The sequence below is a fragment of the Kitasatospora sp. LaBMicrA B282 genome, from assembly GCF_050325825.1.
Classification (GTDB): Bacteria; Actinomycetota; Actinomycetes; order Streptomycetales; family Streptomycetaceae; genus Kitasatospora.
This window is the reverse complement of sequence record NZ_JBNQTI010000122.1, coordinates 1-21903: the sequence shown is the minus strand read 5'-3', so window position 1 is coordinate 21903 and position 21903 is coordinate 1. Positions and strand designations below refer to the sequence as shown.

The 21903-nt window shown below is 74.9% G+C and carries 16 protein-coding genes and 1 rRNA gene; 4 read left to right on the top strand and 13 right to left on the bottom strand.

Annotated features, from left to right (window positions below):
• Positions 1-25: 25 nt before the first annotated feature.
• From dxr to ACQRUO_RS27680, 4 genes are all read right to left on the bottom strand, one after another.
• Complete coding sequence (dxr, locus tag ACQRUO_RS27695) at positions 26-1255, bottom strand: 1-deoxy-D-xylulose-5-phosphate reductoisomerase (RefSeq protein WP_428318811.1); 1230 nt, start codon at positions 1253-1255, stop codon at positions 26-28.
• A 160-nt stretch (positions 1256-1415) separates the two neighbouring features.
• A complete protein-coding gene (locus ACQRUO_RS27690) occupies positions 1416-2858 on the bottom strand; it encodes an aldehyde dehydrogenase family protein (RefSeq protein ID WP_428318810.1) in 1443 nt (480 codons plus the stop codon).
• A 159-nt stretch (positions 2859-3017) separates the two neighbouring features.
• Entirely contained in the window at positions 3018-4625 is a 1608-nt protein-coding gene (locus tag ACQRUO_RS27685) for a PucR family transcriptional regulator (protein ID WP_428318809.1), read from the bottom strand.
• A gap of 211 nt (positions 4626-4836) precedes the next feature.
• On the bottom strand, positions 4837-6960 hold the full coding sequence (locus ACQRUO_RS27680; RefSeq protein WP_428318808.1) for an ATP-binding protein: 2124 nt from the start codon (positions 6958-6960) through the stop codon (positions 4837-4839).
• Between the two features lie 305 nt (positions 6961-7265).
• Here ACQRUO_RS27680 and gabT point away from each other — a divergent pair, with 305 nt between their 5' ends.
• The 3 genes from gabT to ACQRUO_RS27665 all read left to right on the top strand — a co-directional run bounded on the left by gabT (position 7266) and on the right by ACQRUO_RS27665 (position 10466).
• Positions 7266-8618 (top strand): 4-aminobutyrate--2-oxoglutarate transaminase, encoded by a 1353-nt coding sequence (gene gabT / locus ACQRUO_RS27675; protein WP_428318807.1) that lies wholly within the window; start codon positions 7266-7268, stop codon positions 8616-8618.
• Between the two features lie 558 nt (positions 8619-9176).
• A complete protein-coding gene (locus ACQRUO_RS27670) occupies positions 9177-9827 on the top strand; it encodes a phosphatase PAP2 family protein (protein WP_428318806.1) in 651 nt (216 codons plus the stop codon).
• Between the two features lie 75 nt (positions 9828-9902).
• A complete protein-coding gene (locus tag ACQRUO_RS27665) occupies positions 9903-10466 on the top strand; it encodes a MarR family winged helix-turn-helix transcriptional regulator (RefSeq protein ID WP_428318805.1) in 564 nt (187 codons plus the stop codon).
• Here the strand turns inward: ACQRUO_RS27665 and ACQRUO_RS27660 are convergent.
• Entirely contained in the window at positions 10384-11352 is a 969-nt protein-coding gene (locus ACQRUO_RS27660) for an EamA family transporter (protein WP_428318818.1), read from the bottom strand. The two genes, ACQRUO_RS27665 and ACQRUO_RS27660, sit on opposite strands and share 83 nt — an antisense overlap.
• Positions 11353-11477: 125 nt before the next feature.
• Here ACQRUO_RS27660 and ACQRUO_RS27655 point away from each other — a divergent pair, with 125 nt between their 5' ends.
• A complete protein-coding gene (locus ACQRUO_RS27655; RefSeq protein WP_428318804.1) occupies positions 11478-12425 on the top strand; it encodes a LysR family transcriptional regulator in 948 nt (315 codons plus the stop codon).
• 32 nt (positions 12426-12457) lie between these two features.
• On the opposite strand, the gene ACQRUO_RS27650 is transcribed toward ACQRUO_RS27655, so the two are convergent.
• The 8 genes from ACQRUO_RS27650 to rrf all read right to left on the bottom strand — a co-directional run.
• Positions 12458-13231: a ZIP family metal transporter gene (locus ACQRUO_RS27650; RefSeq protein WP_428318803.1), complete on the bottom strand. Its 774-nt coding sequence runs from the start codon at positions 13229-13231 to the stop codon at positions 12458-12460.
• 132 nt (positions 13232-13363) lie between these two features.
• Positions 13364-15004, bottom strand: a complete 1641-nt coding sequence (locus tag ACQRUO_RS27645; RefSeq protein ID WP_428318802.1) for a restriction endonuclease — start codon at positions 15002-15004, stop codon at positions 13364-13366.
• 271 nt (positions 15005-15275) lie between these two features.
• The gene (locus ACQRUO_RS27640) at positions 15276-16988 is read right to left on the bottom strand and encodes a hypothetical protein (RefSeq protein ID WP_428318801.1); all 1713 of its coding nucleotides are present in this window, start codon (positions 16986-16988) and stop codon (positions 15276-15278) included.
• 206 nt (positions 16989-17194) lie between these two features.
• Entirely contained in the window at positions 17195-17500 is a 306-nt protein-coding gene (locus ACQRUO_RS27635; protein ID WP_428318800.1) for a cupin domain-containing protein, read from the bottom strand.
• 146 nt (positions 17501-17646) lie between these two features.
• Positions 17647-18315 carry a YigZ family protein gene (locus tag ACQRUO_RS27630; RefSeq protein ID WP_428318799.1) on the bottom strand — a complete coding sequence of 223 codons (669 nt, stop codon included), beginning with the start codon at positions 18313-18315 and terminating at the stop codon, positions 17647-17649.
• An 86-nt stretch (positions 18316-18401) separates the two neighbouring features.
• A complete protein-coding gene (locus ACQRUO_RS27625) occupies positions 18402-19706 on the bottom strand; it encodes a DUF6986 family protein (RefSeq protein ID WP_428318798.1) in 1305 nt (434 codons plus the stop codon).
• A 184-nt stretch (positions 19707-19890) separates the two neighbouring features.
• Positions 19891-21621 carry a DUF2637 domain-containing protein gene (locus ACQRUO_RS27620; protein ID WP_428318797.1) on the bottom strand — a complete coding sequence of 577 codons (1731 nt, stop codon included), beginning with the start codon at positions 21619-21621 and terminating at the stop codon, positions 19891-19893.
• A gap of 184 nt (positions 21622-21805) precedes the next feature.
• A 5S ribosomal RNA gene (gene rrf, locus ACQRUO_RS27615) occupies positions 21806-21903 on the bottom strand; the annotation flags it as partial.

Here is a 21903-nt window from a genome sequence, read left to right as displayed (position 1 = left end):
TCCCTCGCCGGGTGCAGCCACCCGGTCAGCCCGCCGCAAGCTCGCGGGCCCGGGCCCGGGCCCAGGCCTCCGCATCCAGGACGTCCTCGACGGTCAGCGAAGTTCCCCGAGAGGGGGTTCCGTGCTCGGCCACGACCTTGGCGACCGTGTCCACGATGCCGGTGAAGGCCAGGCGCCCGTTCAGGAAGGCGTCCACGCACTCCTCGTTGGCGGCGTTGAAGACGGCCGGCGCGGTGCCGCCGAGCGTACCCACCTCGCGGGCCAGGCCGACGGCCGGGAAGGCCTCGTCGTCCAGCGGGAAGAACTCCCAGGTGGCGGCCTTGGTCCAGTCGCAGCCGGGGGCCGCGTCGGGCACCCGGTCCGGCCAGCCCAGGCCGAGCGAGATCGGCATCCGCATGTCCGGCGGGCTGGCCTGGGCCAGCGTCGATCCGTCCGTGAACTCCACCATCGAGTGGACCACCGACTGCGGATGGACCACCACGTCGATCCGGTCGAACGGAACGTCGTAGAGCAGGTGCGCCTCGATCACCTCCAGGCCCTTGTTGACCAGGGTGGCGGAGTTGATCGTCACCACCGGCCCCATCGCCCAGGTGGGGTGGGCCAGCGCGTCCTTCGGGGTGACCCCGGCCAGCTGCTCGCGGCTGCGGCCGCGGAAGGGGCCGCCGCTCGCCGTCACCACCAGCCGGCGCACCTCGCGCGCGGTGCCCGCGGTGAGCGCCTGGAAGAGCGCGGCGTGCTCGGAGTCCACCGGCACGATCTGCCCCGGCTTGGCCACCGCCTTCACCAGCGGGCCGCCGACGATCAGCGACTCCTTGTTGGCCAGCACCAGCACCCGCCCGGCGCGCAGCGCCGCCAACGTCGGGGCCAGGCCGATCGAGCCGGTGATGCCGTTGAGCACCGAGTGGCAGGGCAGCTGGGCCAGCTCGGTGGCGGCGTCCGGGCCGGCCAGCACGGTGGGCAGCGGACGTCCCGCGGCCCGCTCGGCCAGCGCGGCGCGCAGCGGCGCCTCGGCCTCGGCCCGGGCCACCGCCACGGTGTGCACGCCCAGCCGGAAGGCCTGCTCGGCCAGCAGCTCGACCTGCCCGCCGCCGGCCGACAGCGCCACCACCCTGAAGCGGTCCGGGTTGCGGAGCACGATGTCGATGGCCTGGGTGCCGATCGAGCCGGTCGAGCCGAGCAGGACCAGTTCCCGGGGGCCGGAGGGGTCGTCGACGGCCGGAGTGAAGCGCAGCTGCGGGTGGGCGAGCGAGTTCATGGGCTCCATTGTGGCGTGCGGTGGGCGACCGGTGTGCCGCTCCCCCGCGGTTCACCCGGTCAGGGCCACCGGGGCGGCGGACGGCGGCGCCGACGCGGCCGGCCCCGGACCGCGGGTGCGGTCCGGGGCCGGCCGGTACGACTGGCTCGGTGGCGGGGACTCAGAGGTCCAGGCCGGTGAGCACCAGCACCTTCTCGTAGGTGAAGTCGTCCATCGCGTACTTCACGCCCTCGCGGCCCACGCCGGAGTCCTTGACCCCGCCGTAGGGCATCTGGTCGGCGCGGTAGGACGGCGCGTCGCCGATGATCACACCGCCGACCTGCAGCTCCCGGTGGGCCCGGAAGGCGGTCTGCACGTCGTGCGTGAAGACGCCCGCCTGCAGGCCGAACTTGGAGTCGTTGACCAGCGCGAACGCCTCGTCGGTGGAGTCCACCCGGTGCAGCGACAGGACCGGCCCGAACACCTCGGCGGTGGCCAGGATCGCGTCCTCGGGCACCTCGGCGAGCACGGTCGGGGCGTAGTTGGCGCCCTGCCGGGTGCCGCCGGCGAGCACCTTGGCGCCCTTGGCGACCGCGTCGGCCACCCACTCCTCGACCCGCTTGGCGGCGTTCTCGTCGACCAGCGGGCCCACGTCGGTGGCGTCGTCGGCCGGGTCACCGGTGACCTGGGCCGCGACCTTGACCAGCACCTTCTCCACCAGCGCGTCGTAGACCGCGGCGTCCGCGACCACCCGCTGCACCGAGATGCAGGACTGGCCGCCCTGGTAGTTGGCGAACATGGCGATCCGGGTGGCCGCCCAGTCCAGGTCGGCCTCCGAGGACCAGTCGGCCAGCACCACCGCGGCGGCGTTGCCGCCCAGCTCCAGGGTGACGTGCTTGCGCGGCACCGAGTCCATGATCTGGTAGCCGACCCGGTCCGAGCCGGTGAAGGAGATCACCGGCAGCCGCGGGTCCTGGACCAGGGCCGGCATGTCGGCGTTGGCCACCGGCAGCACGCTCCAGGAGCCGGCCGGCAGCTCGGTCTCGGCCAGCAGCTCGCCCAGCAGCAGCGCGGAGAGCGGGGTGGCCGGAGCCGGCTTCAGGATGATCGGGGCGCCGACCGCGATCGCCGGGGCGACCTTGTGCGCCACCAGGTTCAGCGGGAAGTTGAAGGGGGCGATGCCCAGCACCACGCCCTTGGGGAAGCGGCGCACCACCGCGAAGCGACCGGTGCCGCCCGGGTCGGTGTCCAGCCGCATGGTCTCGCCGTTGGTCCGGCGGGCCTCCTCGGCGGCCCAGCGGAAGACCGAGGCGGCCCGGCCGACCTCGCCGCGCGACCACTTGATCGGCTTGCCGTTCTCGGCCGTGATCAGCCGGGCGATCTCCTCGGCGCGCTCGGTCAGCCGGCGGGCCACGTGGTCCAGGGCGGCGGCGCGCACGTGCGCCGGGGTGGCGGCGAAGACCGGCAGCGCGGCGACGGCGGCCTCGACGGCCTCGTTCACCTGCGCGTCGGTGGGCACGCTGACCGTGCCGACCAGACGGTCGTCGTAGGGGTGGCGGACCTCGAAGCCGGTCTCGCCGGTCTCCTGGCGGCCGGCCAGCCAGAATGCGTGGGTCGTGGTCACGGTGATTCCGGCCCTCTCGTCGCGGTGGGTGTTCTCCGCCAACGGTAGGGGCACGGCCGTGCGAAACGGATTGGCCAAGGTGGCGCGATGGGGTGCACCGCGCCTGCCAAAGTGGCTGGTGACCCGGCCGGCCGCCGCCCGTTCCCCGCTGCTCCCCGCCTACTCCTCGCCCGAGCGCAGCGCCAGCCAGAGCTCCATCCGGACGTCGGTGTCGTCCAGCGAACGGCCCAGCAGCTCCTCGACCCGGCGCATCCGGTACCGCAGGGTGTGCCGGTGCACACCGAGGTCGGCGGCCGCGGCGTCCCACTGGCCGTGCCGGGACAGCCAGGCCCGCAGGCTCGCCACCAGGTCACCGCGCGCGGTCCGGTCGTGCTCGCGCAGCGGGCGCAGCAGGCCCTCGGCGAACGCGGCCACCGCCTCCTCACCGAGCAGCGGCAGCAACGAGCCGGCCCCGACCTCCTCGTGCCCCACCGAGCGCCGACCGCCGCGCAGCGCCACCGCCAGCGCCCGCTCGGCCTGCGCGTAGGCGCCGCCGGCCTCCTCCACCGGAGCCGGCGCCGAGACGCCGAGCGCCAGCCCCTCGTGCTCCTCCACGGCGCCCAGGCAGGCCCGGTGCACCGCGCCGCCGTCCGCCGCGAGCAGCACCAGCCGCTCGGGGTGGACCAGCCCCTCCTTGCCGTCCTTGCCGGCCGGCTCCCGGGCCACCAGCAGCTTCTCGCCAGCCCGGCCGCCGGCCTGCTCGGCCCGCTCGGCCAGCTCGGTCAGGTCGTGCACCGGCGCCTCGCCGGCCTCCTTCTCACCGCCCGGCGCGGCACCCGCCACCAGCACCCGTATGGTGCCCTCCGGCAGCCCGCCGAACAGCCCGCTGGCCACCTGCCGGGCGGTGGGCACCTGCCCGGCCAGCACCAGGCGCAGCAGGGCCGCGCCCATCCGCTCCTCGGCGTGCCGCAGCTCGCGCGAGCGCTCCAGGGTCAGGGTCAGCAGGGCGACCGCGGCGTTCAGCACGTAACGCTCGGTCGGCGTGATCCGGTCCTCGGTGCCCACCGCCAGGAAGCCGCGGGCCCGCCGGTCGGCACCCAACGACTGGACCACCACGAAGTCCTCGTCGGCGGTGTCGAAGCCCGGCGCCCGACCCTGCAGCGCGGCGCTGGCCGGTGCCGGACGCCGGCGCAGCCGGTCCACCTCGGCGGCCAGCCGGGCGGCCCGGCGGGCCGCCCAGTCCGGGGCCACCACCGAGAGCGCGCCCGAACTGTCGTACAGCGCCGCCCAGCCTCCCAGCCGGGCCGCCAGCCGGCGCACCACCGCGGCGGTGCCGTTCTGGCCGAGGGCCGCCCGGGTCAGCTCCTCCTGCGCCTCGAAGCTGGTGGTCACCGCCTCGTACTGCTCGGCCGCCAGCGCCGCCGAGACCGCCTTGCTGATCGCGATGAACGGCGTCGGCTCGGGCACCCGCAGCAGCGGCAGGCCGCGCTGCGCGGCCGCGTCCACCAGCGGCTGCGGCACCTCGGTGTGCGAGAGGCCGACGCCCAGCCCCAGGCCCACCACGCCGGCGTCGGCCAACCGGTGCACGTAGGCCTGCAGGCTCTTGCTGCTGGTGCCCAGCTTGATCCCGGTGGTGAGCAGCAGCTCGCCGCCCTCCAGGAAGGGGGTGGGGTCGTCCAGCTCACTGGTGTGCACCCAGCGGACGGGCCGCTCCAGGTGGTCCGCGCCGGCGAGGACCGTGAGATGGAGCGAGGTGTTGCGCACGACGGAGGCGAGTGTGGGGGGCATGGCACCTTCGGTGGGACGACCCGGCGGCGTCCTTGCGGCCAGGCGGTGGGGGTGAGGGTTCGCCTCTCATTATGGACGCTGCGGACAAGCCGTGACGCCGAACCTACCGCCGCGTAGCTAACCGAAACCGACTCGAACGCTGACTTTTCGCCACGCGGGTCGTCCCACGGTCGGCACCAGGGCCGCCACCATGGCATCCACCGCGGACCGCTCAGGGCCGCAGGTCCACCAGCAGCGGCGGCACCTGCTCCCCGCCCACCGCGGTCAGCGAGACCACCGCGTGGCCGGCCGGCAGCGCGTGCGCCAGGTCCGAGGGCGACCAGCGCTCCCGCTCCACCTCCCGGGTGGTCACGCTCTCGGTCTGCGCCGTGGTCCCCGACAGCGCCTTGCGGGCCAGCCGCCCGGCCTTGCGCAGCATCCCGCCCGAGGTGTCCGGGGCCAGCGTCACCGCCCGCTCGCGCACCAACACCGTGCCCCAGGCCTCCGAGAACAGCCGGCCGTCCCACGGCGCGATCCCCGGGAACGCCATCCGGCAGCCCACCGCCCCGAACAGCGGCACCCGCAGCGCCTCCGGCAGGTCCACCAGGCTGCGCAGCAGCAGCACCGCACCGGCGTTCGCCCCCGGCAGCCGGCGCAGCCCCTGCACCGCCCCCGCGTCCAGCGCCGCCGAGGCGTCGTCCACCACCAGCCCCGCGAACAGCGAGCGGTCCTCCCGCGCCACCGCCGCCTGCAGGAACTGACCCACCACCAGCCGGGACAGGATCCGGGCCGCCTCCGGGTGCCCGCGCTCCGGCAGCTTCACCCGCACCCGCAACGGGTGCTCCAGCGCCCGCATCGCGAACGCCGGCTTCGCCCCCGGCCCCGCCTCGAAGCACCCGGCGAAGGCCGGCCGGTCCAGCAGCGCCAACCGGTCGGCCAGCAACACCCCCGGATCGTCCGCCTGCCCCTGCCGGGCCCGCCGCTGCTGCACGTCCGGCTCGTGCACCGCCAGCAGCCCGCCGGCCCGCAACTCCTCGACCAGCCGGTCCCAGCCCTCCGCCTCCCCGCCGAGCAGCGCCCTCAACTCGCGCACCCCCGGGTAGCGCCCGTACGCCGCGTGGAACGGACCCACCACCTGCTGCAACGCCATCCGCGCACTCTGCGCCCGGGAGGACAGCTCGTCCGGCAGCAACGCGTCCGCCAACCGGGCCGCCGCCGCGTCCTGGTCACTCGCCGCCCCGTACAGGTCCAACCCGTACCGCGACCCCGGCTCCCCCGGCGCGATCACCACGTCGTACCCCGCATCCGGCCCCAGCTCCGCCTCGGCCGCCCCCACCACCACCACGCACGCCATCCGGGCCAACGCCTGCAGGCAGAGCGCCTCCGCCACCGGCCGCGCCAACCGCGCCGTCTTCCCGGTCCCCGCCGGCCCCACCGCCAACAACGAGGTCGCCAACACCTCCCGGTCCAACGCGAACCCCGCCCCCCGGTGCGCCCCCGGGTTCTTCGGCACGTCCTGCGCCACCCCCAACCGCACCTGCCCGAGCAACAGATCGTGCTCCGCCACCCGCCCCGGCAGATCCCGCGCCTCCGACGGATGCGCACACGCCGCCGCCCCCCGCACCGCCACCTGCTCCCCGAACGCCCGCACCAACTCCGGCTCCGCCACCACCTCCCGCCACACACGGTGGATGCGCACGTAGTCGACATCACTGACGCGCCCGTCCCGGGTGTCCTCCTCCACCACCGCCAACACCTCCCCCAACCCCGCCTGCCGCAACTCACCCCAGGGGTCGACGTCGGGGACGGAGGTGGCGCGCCGCGGCAGTTCGTCGGCCGGACGTTCGTCGGTGACGGTCCTGGCGAGGAGCGGCATGACGTTGCGCCGGAAGCCGGCCGGCGCCAGGAACCGCCGGTACACCTCCACCCACCGGCCCATCCGCCCGAAAAGCACCAGGAAGACGAGCAGCAACAGCAGGTTCAACAGCGTCTCGACCACATTGAACTGGTCCGGAGAGAGCACCTTGAACCAACCCAGGTACCCGATGGTGTACATCACCGCCGGCGTGCCGTAGCGGTAGGCGAGCAGGCAGACCAGCACGTTGGCCGCCGCGCGCAGCAGCAGGGGGCCGACTGACTGCGGCGGTTCGTCCGAGTCGGCCACGACGCCCTCGGCCGAGTACCCGTAGCGGTAGATGCCGGGCGGGGCCGGCGGCCGGTGCTCGGCGACCCAGCCGGCGAGGCCCGGCCGGGGAGCCCGACGCGTCGACTGCGACGGCACGCTGCTCTGGTCCAGCGCCGGACTCCTCGGGGGCACCAACTCCGTCCGCCCGCCCTGTCCGCCGTCCAGTCCCATTGCGGCCCCGCTCCCTTGCCCCGACGTGCCCGGCTGAGTGTTACCCATGCCGCCCGACGGGCGACACCCCGCGCTCAATGTAGTGGAGGGGGCGGCCGGAACCCCTGTGCCTCCCCGGGCGTCCGCCGGGCGGGTGGCGGTGGCCGGGCAGGACAAGTCGGACGGCGCAGTGCGCCCGACTGGCGCATGCCGGGGTCGGCGGGGCGGCCGTAGCCTGCGAGGGAACGCGCGGGCACGCACCTCCGTTGCATGCCGCGATGCACGCCGCGCACACCGCGCGCACCGAGCCGACTGGAGATACCCCCATGAGCGCTGCACCGCTCCCGCAGGAGCGCCGTCTGGTCACCGCGATCCCCGGCCCGAAGTCGCAGGAGCTGCAGGCCCGCAAGCTGGGTGCGGTGGCGGCGGGCGTCGGGACCACGCTGCCCGTGTACGTCTCGCGCGCCGGGGGCGGCGTGCTGGAGGACGTGGACGGCAACAGCCTGATCGACTTTGGCTCCGGCATCGCCGTCACCAACGTGGGCAACAGCGCCGAGGCCGTGGTGGCCCGGGCGAGCGAGCAGCTGGCCGCCTTCACCCACACCTGCTTCATGGTGACCCCGTACGAGGGCTACGTCGCCGTCGCCGAGCAGCTCAACGAGCTGACCCCGGGTGACCACGAGAAGCGCACCGCGCTGTTCAACTCCGGTGCCGAGGCGGTGGAGAACGCGGTCAAGATCGCCCGCGCCTACACCAAGCGCACCGCCGTGGTGGTGTTCGACCACGGGTACCACGGCCGGACCAACCTGACCATGGGTCTGACCGCGAAGAACATGCCGTACAAGCACGGCTTCGGTCCGTTCGCGCCGGAGATCTACCGGGTGCCGGTCGCCTACCCCTACCGCTGGCTGACCGGGGCGGAGAACTGCGCCGCCGAGGCCGCCGCGCAGGCGATCGACATGATCAACAAGCAGATCGGCGCGGAGAACGTCGCGGCGATCATCATCGAGCCGATCCAGGGCGAGGGCGGCTTCATCGAGCCGGCCAAGGGCTTCCTGCCGGCCATCGTGGAGTACGCCAAGGCCAACGGGATCGTCTTCGTCGCGGACGAGATCCAGACCGGCTTCTGCCGCACCGGCCAGTGGTTCGCCTGCGAGGACGAGGGCGTCGTCCCGGACCTGATCACCACCGCCAAGGGCATCGCCGGCGGTCTGCCGCTGGCCGCGGTGACCGGCCGCGCCGAGATCATGGACGCCGCGCACGCCGGTGGCCTGGGCGGCACCTACGGCGGCAACCCGGTGGCCTGCGCCGCCGCGCTGGGCTCGATCGAGACCATGAAGTCGCTGGACCTGAACGCCAAGGCGCAGCGGATCGGCGAGGTCATGCTGGGCCGGCTGCGCGCGATGCAGGAGAAGTTCGAGGTGATCGGCGAGGTCCGCGGGCGCGGCGCGATGATCGCCGTCGAGCTGGTCAAGCCGGGCACCAAGGACCCCAACCCGGAGTTCACCGCCGCCGTGGCCAAGGCCTGCCACGCCGAGGGCCTGGTGGTGCTGACCGCCGGCACCTACGGCAACGTGCTGCGCTTCCTGCCGCCGCTGGTGATGCCGGAGCACCTGCTGGTCGAGGGCCTGGACATCATCGAGGGCGCGTTCGGGCTGCAGGGCACCACCGCGGCCTGACCCTCCCCCGCCACCCACCGCGTCACTCCCGTGCGCCGGTGCACCCGGGTCCGCCAGGACCGGGGTGCACCGGCGCACGCGTGCGTCCGCACCACGAACGCCGCGAACGCCGGGACCGCCGCGAGCGCTGCGAGCGCTGCGAGCCCTGCGGGCGATCTGAACCGACCCGACGCCCCTGCACGTAGTCTCCGGGAGCCCTGCACAGACACTTCGGCGGCCGTGGAGGTTGCACCGCTTCCAGTGAAGATGCTGTGCGAACCCGGGCGCGTCCGGCCCGCTCGCAATCCGGTTGACGTAGTGTCATGGCAGATGGACAGCGAGCCTCAATCCGTGGTCGGTCCGCCGACCCGCGAGGACAACCAGGTGCCCGGCAAGGCACCGTCACAGGACCGATCGACCGGCCGTCCGGCCCACACCCCCCGGGGCGCACGGAGCGGCGATCACCCAGGCCGCCCCGGGGCTCTCCCCCCCGCTCCGGGGCGGCTCCTGTCTGCCCTGGCACCCCTCGGCTCTGCTCTGGCCGCCCTCGGCCGGGCCTGCCGTGCTCCGCTGGCGCCCTTGTTCCCGGCCGTCCTGCTCGCACTGGTCTCCTGGCAGGTGGCCGTCGACGGGCCGCTGCTCGGCCTGGACCGCACGGTCCGCCACGCGGTCGCCCGGCTGCACGGCACGCTGCACAGCGGCCTGCTCGACTGGCTCGGGCACCTGTTCTCCGACCTCGGCAGCACGGTGCCGGCCATCCCGGTGCTGCTCGGCGCCGGCGCGCTGGCCGCCTGGCGGGCCCGCCGGGCCGGGGTGCGGCGCTGGTGGCTGCCGCTGCTGGTGGCCCCGCTGGCGGCCCTGCTGATCCCGCTGCTGGTGGTGCCGGCCAAGGCCTGGTTCGCCCGGCCGGGCCCGCTCGACCAACCGCTCGCGCCCGGCTCCTGGGGCTGGTACCCGTCGGGGCACACCACCACCGCCGGGGTGAGCTACGGGGTCGGGGCGCTGCTGCTCGGCCGCACGCTGGGCCCGCCGGCCCGCCGGGTGCTGTCCGTGGTGACCGCGCTGCTCGTGCCGGCCGTGGGCCTGGGGCTGATCTGGAGCGTCTACCACTGGTTCCTGGACGTGGTGGCCGGCTGGTGCCTGACCGCCCTGGTGCTGTGGGGCCTGGACCGCGCGCTGCCGTCGCTCGGTGACCCGGCAGCCGGACCGGCACCGGACGAGAGATACTGAGCCTGGCTCACCATGAGGCCGGCCCGGTACCGCCGGTCGCCGCCCGCGCCCCCGTCCCCCGCCGAGGAGCCCCGCATGACCAGCTCGTCCACCGAACCCGCGGCCCTTGACGACGCGCCCCGGACCGTCGGTGCCCCAGCGGGCGGCGAGGGCCTGGCCGAGCTGTCCGACGAGCTGACCCGGGCGATGAAGCGGATCCGCCACCGCACCATGGACCGGCTCGAGCCCTACGGTCTGACGCCGGGCCAGGGCCGCGCCCTGCGGGTGCTGGCGCACGCCGAGCAGTGCGGCACCCCCGGGCGGGCGATGCGGCTGAGCGAGCTGGCCGACCGGCTCGCGGTGGCCCCGCGCTCGGCCACCACCGTGGTGGACGCGCTGGAGCAGGGCGGCCTGGTCGAGCGGGTGCCCGACCCGGCGGACCGCCGCTCGGTCGGCCTGGTGCTGACCGGCGCCGGGCGGGGTGCGGTGGAGCGGTTCGCGCAGGTCCGCCAGGAGGTCGCGGAGGAGTACTTCCGCGGCACCGACCCGGCGGACGTGACGGTGATGCTCCGGGTGCTCAGGGCCGCGGAAGCGGCGTACCAGCGGCCGTCCGGGCCGCGACCGGACGAGCGGCACCCGGCTCGGCAGCCGACGCGGTAGCCGTCGACCGGCGGCGGGCGGGCAGCAGCCGCGTCCCCGGCCGCAGCGCGCTGAGCGCGATCCCGGCGATCACCAGCAGCGCGGCGCAGCCTGCCAGTGGGGTGATCGCCTCGCCCAGCAGCACCCAGGCCGAGCTCATCCCGAAGACCGGGACCAGCAGCGAGTAGGGCGCCACCGCACTGGCGTCGTAGCTGCGCAGCAGGTAGCCCCAGGCGGCGAAGCCGAACAGGGTGGAGAGCAGGCCGACGTAGGCGACCGCGCCCAGGCCGACCGGGGTGATCGAGGCCAGCGCGTGCAGGTCGGCGTGCGGGCCCTCGACCAGCAGCGAGAGGGCGAGCAGCGGAAGCGGCGGGACCGCGCTGACCCAGACCATCCAGCGCAGCAGGTCCGGCGGCGCCGCCTTGCGGGTCAGCACGTTGGCCAGCCCCCAGAACGCCGCCGCCGCGATGACCAGGACGAAGGCCTTCACCGGCCCGCCGGGGCCGGTGTCCAGCGCGGCCAGGGCGATGCCCGCACCGGCGATGCCCAGGCCGACCAGCCGGCGCCGACCCGGACGCTCGCCCAGCATCCCGGCGGCGAAGGCCGCGGTGAAGACGGCCTGGCTCTGCAGCACCAGGGAGGAGAGCCCGGCCGGCATCCCGGCGTGCATGCCGAGGAAGAGGGTGCCGAACTTCAGCACGCCGAGCACCACGCCGACCGCCAGGATCCAGCGCCAGGCCACCCGCGGCGGGCCGACGAAGAAGACCGCCGGCAGCGCCACCACGGTGAACCGCAGCGCGCAGAAGAGCAGCGGCGGGAAGTTCTTCAGGCCGACGTCGATGATCACGAAGTTGACCCCCCAGACCGCGGCGACCAGCACGGCCAGGGCGATGTGACGGGTACTCATGGTGCTGACGGAGCGTGCGGCGACTGACATGCCCCGAGGATCCCCCGGCCGCACTCTTCAGCACCAGCGAAGAGTGCTGAAGGAAACCCTTCAGCACCGCTAACCGGTGTGCCATGATCGGGCCCATGCTCGATCTCGGACGGCTCCGCGCCCTGCACGCGGTCGCGGTGCACGGCTCGGTCGGCCGCGCGGCCGCCGCCCTCGGCTTCACCTCCTCCGCCGTCTCCCAGCAGATCTCCAAGCTGGAACGGGAGACCCGCACCGTGCTGCTGGAACGCCAGGGCCGCGGCGTGGTGCTCACCGACGCCGCCCGGCAGCTGGCCGGCACCGCCCAGCAGTTGCTGGCGCTGGTCGAACGGGCCGAGGTGACCTTGGAGGAGCAGCGCGGCCGCGCGGTGGGCCGGCTGCGGCTGGCCGCCTTCGCCACCGGCATCCGCGGCCTGCTGCCCGGCGCCCTCGCCGAGCTGCGCGAGACCTGCCCGGAACTGGAGATCCGGGTGCTGGAGACGGACCCCTACCTGGCCACCGAGCTGGTCGCGCGCGGCGAGGCAGACCTGGGCCTGGTGCAGGACTGGCCCTCCGTCCCGGTGCCGATGCCCGAGGGGCTGTCCCGGCAGCGGCTCGGCCTGGACCCGGTGGACCTGGTGCTGCGCGCCGAGCACCCGCTGGCCGCGCTCCCGGTGGTGCCGGTGGCCGAGCTGCCCGGCCAGCGCTGGATCAGCGTGCCGCCGGGCAACATCTGCCACGACTGGCTGGTGCACACCATGCGCGAGGCCGGCGAGGAGCCGGACGTGCTCTACCAGATCAGCGACTTCGACACACAGATCGCGCTGATCGCGGCCGGACTCGGGGTGGGCCTGGTGCCCCGGCTCGGGCGCGGGGCGCTGCCGCCGGGGGTGGTCGCCCGGCCGGTGCTGCCCGAGCCCACCCGCCGGGTCTTCACGGTCTGGCGCACCCAGGCGGCCCGCCGCCCGGCGATCACCGCGACCCTGGACGCGCTGCACCGCCACTGGCCGGTCCGCAACGCGGCCGGCGAGCCGATCACCCCGCCGACCGGCCACCCCACCGACTGATCACCCCACCGACCGACCATCCCACCGACTGATCACCCCGCCAGGCCGATCACCAGCCACATGAAGCCCACGCCGGCCAGCGTGCAGAGCAGGGTGGAACGCGAGGGGTGCGGACTGTGCGCCTCCGGAAGGATGTCGGAGGTCGCCAGGTAGAGCAGGAAGCCGGCGAAGAAGCCCAGGTAGAGGCCGAGCAGGTGCTCCGGGATGGTGAAGGCCAGGGTGACCGCCGCCCCGGTGACCGGCGCCACCGCGTCCGCGAGCAGCAGCACCAGCGCCCGGAGCCGGTTGTTCCCGTACAGCCGGGTCACCGTGTAGGTGTTGAACCCGTCGGCGAAGTCGTGCGCCACCACCGCGATCGCCACCACGGTGCCGACCGTGTGGCCGGCCTGGAACGCGGCGCCGATCGCGAAGCCGTCCATCAGGCTGTGCCCGACCAGCGCGCCCGCGGCCAGCAGCCCGATCCCCTCGGCACCGCCCCGGCCGTGCGCGTGGGCGTGGGCGTGACCGTGCGCATGGGTGTGGCTGACGTACTCGCCCTCGTGGGCCCGGTGGATCGCCACCGAGCGCTCGATGCAGTGGATCACCAGGAAGCCGGCGGCGAACATCAGCAGCGCCTCGGGCACCCCGTGCACGTCCTCCGGGGCCTGGGCGAGCGCCTCCGGCAGCAGGTCGAAGGCGACCACGCCCAACATCAGCCCGGCGGCGAGGCCCAGGACCAGGTGCCGTCGGTCGCCGGTGCGCTGGGCGACGAAGCCACCGATCAGCGTCATCAGGAACGCCCCGGCGGCGACGAGTACGGCGGTCATCCGGGTCCTTCCGCCGATCGTGCCGGCCGCCCCCTCCCCGCCCAGCCTGCTGGGCCCCGCGGGTGCCCGCCCGCCGGGTCCGCCGGCCGGGTGAGGCGCGGCGCGCCCGGCCCCGGCGCGGCGGTGCGGGCCTCAGGTGGTCAGCGGCAGCCCCAGGTGGGTCTCGGTCAGCGCCCGGAAGCCCTCTCCGTCGGCCAGGTGGACCTGCTGGAACGCGGCCGTGTCCGCCAGGTCCAAGGCCTCCTCGGTGAAACCGCCGGTGCTCAGCCAGAGGCCGTGGCCGGCCGCCTCCTCGGCCACCGCCTCCGCCAGGGTGAGCAGTTCGGTGGCCCCGACCCGGCCGGGGCGGCGGGAGGCGCAGACCACCCAGCGGCCCGGCAGGGCGCTGTCCGGCGCACCGGTCCCGGTGGCCACCAGGCCGGAGTGCCCGCGCAGCCGCACGCTCCAGTCCCGCAGCCCACCGCGGGTGAGCACCTCGCGCACCAGCACCGCGAACTCCCCCGGTGACAGGTCGCCCACCGCGGGCACCGCCGCACCGGCGGCGGCGCACGGGCGCACCGCGGACCGGGCGTACGGGTCCGGGCTGATCGAGGCGCCCAGCTCGCGCAGCCGCACCAGGGCCTCGTCCTGCTCGGCGGCCGCGTAGACGCCCGGCTCGCCCGGCTCCTCCTCGGCGTCGGCCGCCGCCAGCAGCCTGGTCCTGGCCAGCGCGTCGCGGTCGGCGTCCACGGTCAGCAGGCAGCTGGCGCCGGGCTCGCGCAGCCAGCCGTTGAGCACCACGCCGGCCAGCACCCCGTCGGTGTCCACCGCGTCGGCGGCCTGCAGCGCGCGCAGCGCCAGCCGGGCCACCAGCCGCAGGTAGTCGGCGGCCCGGTCGGCCGGCGGGCGCGGCACCGGGCTGATCTCGCCCTCGGGGGTCAGCCGGTAGCCGTCCAGCGAGGGGACCAGGCCCAGCGGCGGCAGGTCGAGGTCGAGCACGGCGGTGCGGGTCAGCGGCCGGAAGACCGCCCGGCAGGCGGCCGGCAGTTCGGGGGTGGCCGCCTCGGCGGCGGCCAGCGCCCGCTCCAGCAGCGACTCGACCGCGGCCGGCTCGGCTTCCCGGTAGGCCCGGCGGCACTCCTCCAGGCTCTCGTTGTACTCCCGCACCGCCCGGGCCCTGGCCTGTTCCGCCTCCTCGTGGGCCAGCCGGGCGGCGGACTCGGCCGGGTCGTCGGCCGCCGCCCGCTCGGTGCGCCAGCGGCGCAGCGCCCGCTGGTGGTCGAGCCGGGCCTGGGCCAGCTCGCGCTGGTAGCCGGAGTCGAGGATCCGCCGGGCCCCGGCGGCGGCGCCGGCCTCCGGGTCCGCGGCGGGCGGCTCGGCGGGGGCGAAGTCCGCCCAGAGCGGTTCGCGCGCCTGCTCCGCCACCGGCCCGTCCGGGTAGGGGCGCGGCTCGTAGCTGCGCCGCTGGCTCTCGAAGTCCATGGCGCTGACCGGCAGCGCGAGCCGGGCCAGCAGCTCCTCCAGCCGCTGCTGCTCGGCCCGCACGGTGGCGGTCCGGTGGTGGGTCAGCTCGGCGGCCCGGGCGAGCGCGGTCACCGCCGGGTCCGCTCCATCGGGTTCCGCGCCCGGGTCGCCGGGGTCCGGGAAGCCACCGACGGGCCCGCCACCGGCCGGGAACCCGCCCGGCACCGGGTCCGGTCCGCCGGCGCTGCCGCCGAACACCGAGGCGAGGAAGCCCGCACGGCGGCCGAAGGCGCTCTCCAGGGGCGACTGACGCTTGGTCGAATCCTGCATCTGCGGTCCGCCCCCATGCTCGTCCGGCGCTCCTTCGGTGGCCGGGCAGTTCGCTGGCCGGGCATGCGCGCGTTGGCGGTATACCCCCCGAGAGCATTCTCCACCGTGCGGCGGGGCGCCCGGTCGCCGCACGCTCGGTCCCGGCCACCGCACAGGGGCGGGCTCCCGGCGACCCGGGCTGCGCCGAACCGGGCCGACGGCGCGCGCGGCCGTGCCGCCGACCGGCCGGCCCGGTGGCCGATCGGCGGCGGCAACGGCCGGGGGCAGTGGCTCAGTTGGTCATGGTGTTGGTCAGATGGATCCCGATGTAGCCGACGTAGATCCGGCCGCTGCCCGAGCAGTCGTCCAGATAGTGCAGGCGGGGCGCGGTGCGGCCGCCGCCGATCCGCAGGTGGGCGCCCATGAAGGCACGGCCGCTCGGGTCCACCGAGGACGGCACGGCGAACATCCGCTCGCGGCGCATCTTGCTGTGGCTGCAGACCGTCCGGGACTCGTTGCGCACCGCCTTGCGCGGCGGGAACTGGCTGACGCCCACCGGCGCGTGCTCGCACCACTGCTTGAAGTCCCCGCCGGCCACGCCGCGCACGGCGACCGCGGCGTACTGCTGCAGCGCGGTCAGACCGTCCCAGGTGAGCCGTGCCCAGCCGTACGCGCCCGCGGCGTGCGCGTCCAGCGCGATCGTCTCCTTCTCGTCACCGGTGAAGCTCAGCAGCGGGAACTCGTCGATCCGGTGCAGGAGTTCGGTGAAGCTGCAGGGGGACCGCGGCCCCCGGTCGCGCAGCCCGACCGGATCGGGACCACCGTCGCCCGGCGGGCAGAACCGCCCGCTGACCCCGCGCGAGCGGCGCACCGCGGCGCCCTGGGGCTCGCTCTCCGCGCGCAGGTGCGGCTCGCGCCGCAGCTTGTGGTAGAGCAGGCGCGGCCGGGGCGCCTCGACGGCGGGCGACAGCTCTCGGGCCGGCGACGGCTCGGTGGCGGGCGACGACTCGGGGCGCAGCCGCAGCACCGGGACCCCGGCCAGCGGTTCGGGCAGCGGCGACTGGTCGGCCAGCCGGCGCGGCTCGCGCGCCAGCAGCGCGGCCGCCCGCCGGGGCTCGTCCTCGATCCGGTGCCGCGGCAGCACCAGGTGCCGCGCGGCGTCCCGCCGGGAGGCCGGGTCGACCTCGGGCAGGTAGGTGCGGACCGCGCCGCCGTACACGGTGTGGTACTCCAGCGCCGTGTTGAACACGACCCGGGCGCCGTGGTCGAGGACGTAGCCGACGGCCAGGCCCGACACCTTGTGCAGCAGCGGCTCCAGCGGCTCGGCCGACCAGCGGTGCGGGTCCAGGTCGGCCGGGACGCTGGCGACCACGATCGGCAGCCGGCGGGCCGGGTCGCAGAGCTCGTCGATCACCTCGTCGACCTCGGCGGCGCCGATCAGCCGGGGCCTCGCGCGGACCTCGATGGACCCGTCCATCGCGTCCAGCAGCGGGAGCAACTGGTGGACCAGCTCCGGCACGGGGACCGCGCACGGGCTGCGCAGGCCGGGGGTGGTGGCCAGGTGCTCGGCTTCGAGCCGGACCCAGCTGGGACCGTCGGGCTCGGTGGCCACGGTCAGCGTGAGCTGGTGGGTGCCGTGCGGCGCCGGGGTGCGCAGGCGGCGGCGGGTGTAGCGGCCGGCCGGGGTGTCCGGCGGGTGCAGCAGGTGGGGCGGGCCCAGCGGGCCGTCGTCCCGGTCGAGCAGGACGCGCTCGCCGAGGCGGTGGCGGACGGCGATCGGCGATCGGGGCGGGAGTGGGTCGGCCGGGTCGGGCGGTGCCGGCGGCGGCTCGGCGTGGCCCTCCTCCTTGAGCCAGGCGGCCAGGCACTGGTCGGCCAGCGCGACCACGTCGGTATGGGAGTGACGGGTGGTCACCGTCATCCGGTACGGCGTGGCGCGGCCCGGCTGGGCGGATCCGGAGCGGGGGTCGGCGGCCGCGGACGGCGCGCTGCGATCGATGCTCATGGGTGGTGCCTCCGTGGTGCGAGGTGGGGTCTGACGGTCCTCCATCGATGGGGGTGGTGTCCGGCCCCGCCGGCGGTGGCCGACGGGGTCCTTGCCGGAAGAACGCCGAAGCCCGGAGCTGGAGTTCCAGTTCCGGGCCGCGTTAATTCGTTCGAGTGTCGATTGACCGTCACTTGACTGCTCGACAGATCCTTGCTGTATAAGCCTCAGCGGCTCAGCAACCCGGCAGCCGTCCCCAGCTCGGGCTCGGGCGCCGCGACGGCCAGCGGGCAGCCGTCCGCCACCTGGTAGTTGGCCAGGATCACGACCTGCTCGGTGCCGTGGTTGTAGCCGATGTGCACCTGGTCGGGCAGCTCGACCAGGAACTGTCCGGGCCGGGTCACCTCCACCGTGCCGTCCTCCAGCACCCGGGTCAGCGTGCCGGAGAGCAGGACGGCCTGGACGGGTCCCGGATGGTAGTGCCAGCCGGTGTTTCCCCCCGGCGCAATGCTGATGGTACGGATCACGGCCATCTCGGGATCTGCTCCTGTGACTCGACGGTCATCTCAGGCTACTGACCGTCAGCCGCGCGAGAGCCCGATTCGGTGGGCTTTGGCCGAAAGAATATGCGACCGCACTATGCGCCGCGGCGCCGCCTCCCCACCCCGACCGGCACCGGTCAGCGCTGCTGCGACCAGGGCACTTCCAGGTGGACCCGGCCGGCCGGGACGGCCGTCGCGGTGCCCCCGCTGACCTCGGCGAGCCAGGCGTGGAAGGCCGCCACCCCCTCCTCCGGCACCCCCACCTCGATCCGCACCCCGGCCGCCTCGTAGTGCAGCTCGCGCACCGCGTGGCCGGCCGCGCGCAGCTCGTTCTCCAGCCGCCCGGCCCGGGCGTGGTCGGCCGCCACCAGCAGCAGCGCCACCGCGCGCCGCTCGACCAGACCGACCTCGTCCAGCGCCGCCGAGACCGCGCCGCCGTAGGCCCGCACCAGCCCGCCGGCCCCGAGCAGCACCCCGCCGAAGTACCGGGTCACCACCGCGACGGTGTCGGTGACCCCGCGCCGGCGCAGCACCTCCAGCATCGGAACCCCGGCCGTGCCCCCCGGCTCGCCGTCGTCGTTGGAGCGCTCGCGGCGCTGTTCGGCGCCGACCACGAAGGCCGTGCAGTTGTGCCGGGCGTCCCAGTACTGCTTGCGGATCCGCGCGATGAACTCCTGCGCCGCCTCCTCGTCGCCGACCCGGCCGAGGTGGCAGATGAACCGCGAGCGCTTCACCTCGGTCTCGTGGCTGCCGTCCGCGCGGATGGTCAGGTACGGCCGGTCGGGCCTGCTGGCGGGCTCTGGCATGGCGCGGCGGATCTCCGGGCGGTCGGTGGACGGACGGGCGGTGCTGCCAGCCTATCCACCGACCGGACGACGGGAGCGGGGGCCGGTCAGCGGCCGCTGAGCGCGTCCAGCTGCTTGCGGTCCAGGCCGGTCAGCTCGGTGACCTCGACGAGGTCGACCGCGCCGCAGTCCAGGCCGCGCAGCAGGTAGCCGCTGAGCGCCTTGGCGGTCGCCGGCTCGTCCATCACGTCGCCGCCGGCCTTGGCCACGTAGGCCGCCAGCCGGGCCGCGGCGGCGGCCAGGCCCTCGCGGTAGAAGGCGTAGACCGCTGCGTACCGGGTGGGCAGATGGGCCGGGTGCATGTCCCAGCCCTGGTAGTAGGCGCGGGCCAGCGAGCGCCGGACCAGGCCGTGGTGCAGGTTCCAGGCCGCGAAGACCTGCTCGCGCGGGCCGGTCGGGATGACGTTGGTCGAACCGTCCGACAGCCGCACGCCGGTGCCGGCGGCGGCCACCTGCATCACGGCCTTCGCGTGGTCGGCGACCGGGTGGTCCATGCTCTGGTAGGCGGCGCTGACCCCGCAGGAGGCGCTGTAGTCGAAGGTGCCGTAGTGCAGGCCGGTGGCCCGGCCCTCGGCCGCCTCGATCATCAGCGCGACCGTCGCCCGGCCGTCGGCGCCCAGGATCGCCTGGGTGGTCTCGATCTGGATCTCGAAGCCGATCCGCCCGGCCGGCAGCCCGGCCCGCTGCTCGAAGTCCTCCAGCAGCCGGACCAGCGCGGTGACCTGGGCGGGGTAGGTGACCTTGGGCAGGGTCAGCACCAGACCCGCGGGCAGCTCCCGGCCGTCCTCCAGCAGGGTGGCCAGGAAGAGCTCGAGGGTGCGGACGCCGCGGTCGCGGACCGCCGCCTCCATGCACTTGATCCGGATCCCGATGTACGGCGGGGCGGTGCCATCGGCGACCGCCGCGGCCACCAGCCGGGCCGCGCGCACCGCCTCGGCGTCCTCCTCCGCGTCCGGGCGGGGGCCGTAGCCGTCCTCGAAGTCGATCCGCAGGTCCTCGATCGGCTCGCGTTCGAGCTTGGCCCGGACCCGGGCGTGCACCTCGGTGATCAGCTCGTCGGCGGGGACGCCGAGCGCCTCGGCCAGCTCGGCGGGCGTGCCGGCGTGGGTGTCCAGCGCCTCCAGCGCCTGGCGGCCCCAGTCGGCCACCGTGTCGGCGGCGAAGGCGTCGGCCGGCACGTAGACGGTGTGGACCGGCTGCCGGCTGCCCGAGTCCCCCGGGTAGCGGCGGGCCAGCTCGGCGTCGACCGGGCCGAGCAGTGCGTCCACGGCCGCACGGGCGGCCGCGGAGAACGTCGGGCCCCCGGCTGCTGCCCCACCTGCGGCGCCGCCACCCATCTCGACCTGCGACATCCGGGTTCCTCCACACTGAGGTGGTGCCGCACGGCGACACCACATCGCAATTCAACAGTTTGTTGAGGTGAAGGTAACCGCGCCGCCGACGAGCGTCAATGGTCGCCCAGCAGACGGACACGCGCAGGGCCCGCACGGGATGGTGGGGTCTACGCGCGTCGCTCTAGCGTTCACAGGGCCTCGGCTACTCGCGCCCGAGGGTCGCGTAGCGGTCCTGGAGCTTCGGCCAGATCCGGCGGATCTCGTTCTGGCTCGCCGGCACACCGGGCTGGCGGCCGCTGACGCCGAGCTGCTCGAACAGGAAGTCGGCCAACCGCTCCTCGTCCGGGTCGTGGCCGTACATGTCCTGGTAGGAGATCAGCGCCTCCACCGCCAGGTCCACCGTCAACGGACGGCCGCCGGGCTGCGGCTCGAACGGAGCGACCTCCGCCGCGGGCTCCGGCGCGACCGGAGCGACCTGCTCGACCGGCTGCGGCGCGGGGCGCTGGGCGGCGCGGGGCCGGGGCGCGAAGAAGCCGCCCTGCGCGGGCTGCGCAACCGGGGCCGGGATCTCCTGCACCGGGATCTCCTGCACCGGGGACTCGGCGAGCTCGGGCTGGTTCGGCGGCAGTGAGAGCTGGGGCTGCTGGTGCTGCGGCGCGGCGACCTGCGGCTGCGGGATCGCCTCGGGGGCCTGCGCGGCGCCGGCGTGCTGCGCGGGCTGCGGCTGGGACTGGGGCTGCCGCGTGACCTGGCCGACCTGGGGGCGCTGTTGCTGCGGGAACGGCTGCGGTTGCTGACCCGACGACGGCTCGGGCTGGCCGAGCACCTCGGACGGACGCTCACGCCGCTGCGGCCCGGCAGGCATCGGCTGCTGGGGCTGTACCTGCGGCTGCGGCTGCGGCTGCGGCTGCGGCTGCGGACGGGACTGCGGGGGACGCGGCGTGTTGAACCACGGCGACGCCTGCCCGACCGGGCGGTCGGCCTGGGCCTCGGCCTGCGGGTCCGCGACCTGCTGCTGGGCGGGCTGCTGCGGCTCGACCTGCTGACGGTCGGCCTCGGCGCGGATGTCCCGCAACGTGGCCACCGTCCGACCGACCCGGGTGGGAGCCGTCGCCTCCTGCTGCTCCGGACCGCCCTGCCCGTCGCGCCACCGGGCGGCAGCCAGCTTGGCGATCACCGGTACGGCAACGGCAGCGGACACCGTCGGCGCCTCGGCGCCCTCGCGCTCGACCGCCGGTGCACCGGCGACGGCCGGCTGCGGGTCGATCCGGTCGAGCAGCGTGACGTCGAGCGGGACCCCGTACTTGGCGAGCTTCAGCGGCAGCAAGGCCTGGATCGGCGCTGCGCGCCGCCAGCCGCGCCCGTAGCGGAACCGCAGCTGCGCCCGGTAGACCAGCCGGTTCTGCTCCAACCGCACCACTTCGTCGTAGGAACGGAGTTCCCACAGCTTCATCCGCCGCCACAGCCGGAAGGTCGGTACCGGCGAGAGCAGCCAGCGCATCAACCGGACGGACTCCATGTGGCGGTCCGCCGAAATCGCCGCGATCCGTCCCACCGCGTGCCGGGACGCCTCGACCACCACGACGAAGAGCACGGGGATCACCGCGTGCATGCCCATCCCGAGTGGGTCGCCCCAGGAAGCGGCGGCATTGAACGCGATCGTGGCCACCGTCAGCAGCCAGGCCGCCTGCCTGAGCAGCGGGAACGGTATCCGCAGCCAGGTCAGCACCAGGTCCAGGGCGAGCAGCACGACGATGCCGGCGTCCACCCCGATCGGAAAGGCGTAGGAGAAGTCCCCGAACCCCTTGTGCAGCGCCAACGCGCGCACCGCCGAGTACGATCCGGCGAACCCGATCCCGGAGATCAGGCAGGCCCCGACCGCCACGACGCCAAGCAGCGCGCGGTGTGCGCGGGTAAGGGACGGACGTGCCATTTGTCGATCAACCCCTGGGTCGTGAACCGGGACCATCGGGATCCTACTCGCCACTCGTTCGGCCCAGCGCGTTCCCCCTGCCGGCCGCTGCCCCGGGAAACGGAAGCCGAACGGCAGAACAAGGCTGGGGAGAAACGCGAAGAAGCCCCCGACCGGAAAGGTCGGGGGCTTCTTCTGAAGAATTGTTCGGCGGCGTCCTACTCTCCCACAGGGTCCCCCCTGCAGTACCATCGGCGCTGTGAGGCTTAGCTTCCGGGTTCGGAATGTAACCGGGCGTTTCCC

Excerpts from the sequence above, each read along its gene's own strand:
- ACQRUO_RS27650 (WP_428318803.1), bottom strand. The coding sequence starts at position 13,231 with ATGACCGCCGTACTCGTCGCCGCCGGGGCGTTCCTGATGACGCTGATC.
- ACQRUO_RS27680 (WP_428318808.1), bottom strand. The coding sequence starts at position 6,960 with ATGGGACTGGACGGCGGACAGGGCGGGCGGACGGAGTTGGTGCCCCCG.
- ACQRUO_RS27640 (WP_428318801.1), bottom strand. The coding sequence starts at position 16,988 with ATGAGCATCGATCGCAGCGCGCCGTCCGCGGCCGCCGACCCCCGCTCC.
- ACQRUO_RS27665 (WP_428318805.1), top strand. The coding sequence starts at position 9,903 with ATGACCAGCTCGTCCACCGAACCCGCGGCCCTTGACGACGCGCCCCGG.
- ACQRUO_RS27685 (WP_428318809.1), bottom strand. The coding sequence starts at position 4,625 with ATGCCCCCCACACTCGCCTCCGTCGTGCGCAACACCTCGCTCCATCTC.
- ACQRUO_RS27655 (WP_428318804.1), top strand. The coding sequence starts at position 11,478 with ATGCTCGATCTCGGACGGCTCCGCGCCCTGCACGCGGTCGCGGTGCAC.
- ACQRUO_RS27635 (WP_428318800.1), bottom strand. The coding sequence starts at position 17,500 with ATGGCCGTGATCCGTACCATCAGCATTGCGCCGGGGGGAAACACCGGC.
- ACQRUO_RS27625 (WP_428318798.1), bottom strand. The coding sequence starts at position 19,706 with ATGTCGCAGGTCGAGATGGGTGGCGGCGCCGCAGGTGGGGCAGCAGCC.
- ACQRUO_RS27645 (WP_428318802.1), bottom strand. The coding sequence starts at position 15,004 with ATGCAGGATTCGACCAAGCGTCAGTCGCCCCTGGAGAGCGCCTTCGGC.
- ACQRUO_RS27630 (WP_428318799.1), bottom strand. The coding sequence starts at position 18,315 with ATGCCAGAGCCCGCCAGCAGGCCCGACCGGCCGTACCTGACCATCCGC.
- ACQRUO_RS27620 (WP_428318797.1), bottom strand. The coding sequence starts at position 21,621 with ATGGCACGTCCGTCCCTTACCCGCGCACACCGCGCGCTGCTTGGCGTC.
- dxr (WP_428318811.1), bottom strand. The coding sequence starts at position 1,255 with ATGAACTCGCTCGCCCACCCGCAGCTGCGCTTCACTCCGGCCGTCGAC.
- gabT (WP_428318807.1), top strand. The coding sequence starts at position 7,266 with ATGAGCGCTGCACCGCTCCCGCAGGAGCGCCGTCTGGTCACCGCGATC.
- ACQRUO_RS27660 (WP_428318818.1), bottom strand. The coding sequence starts at position 11,352 with ATGAGTACCCGTCACATCGCCCTGGCCGTGCTGGTCGCCGCGGTCTGG.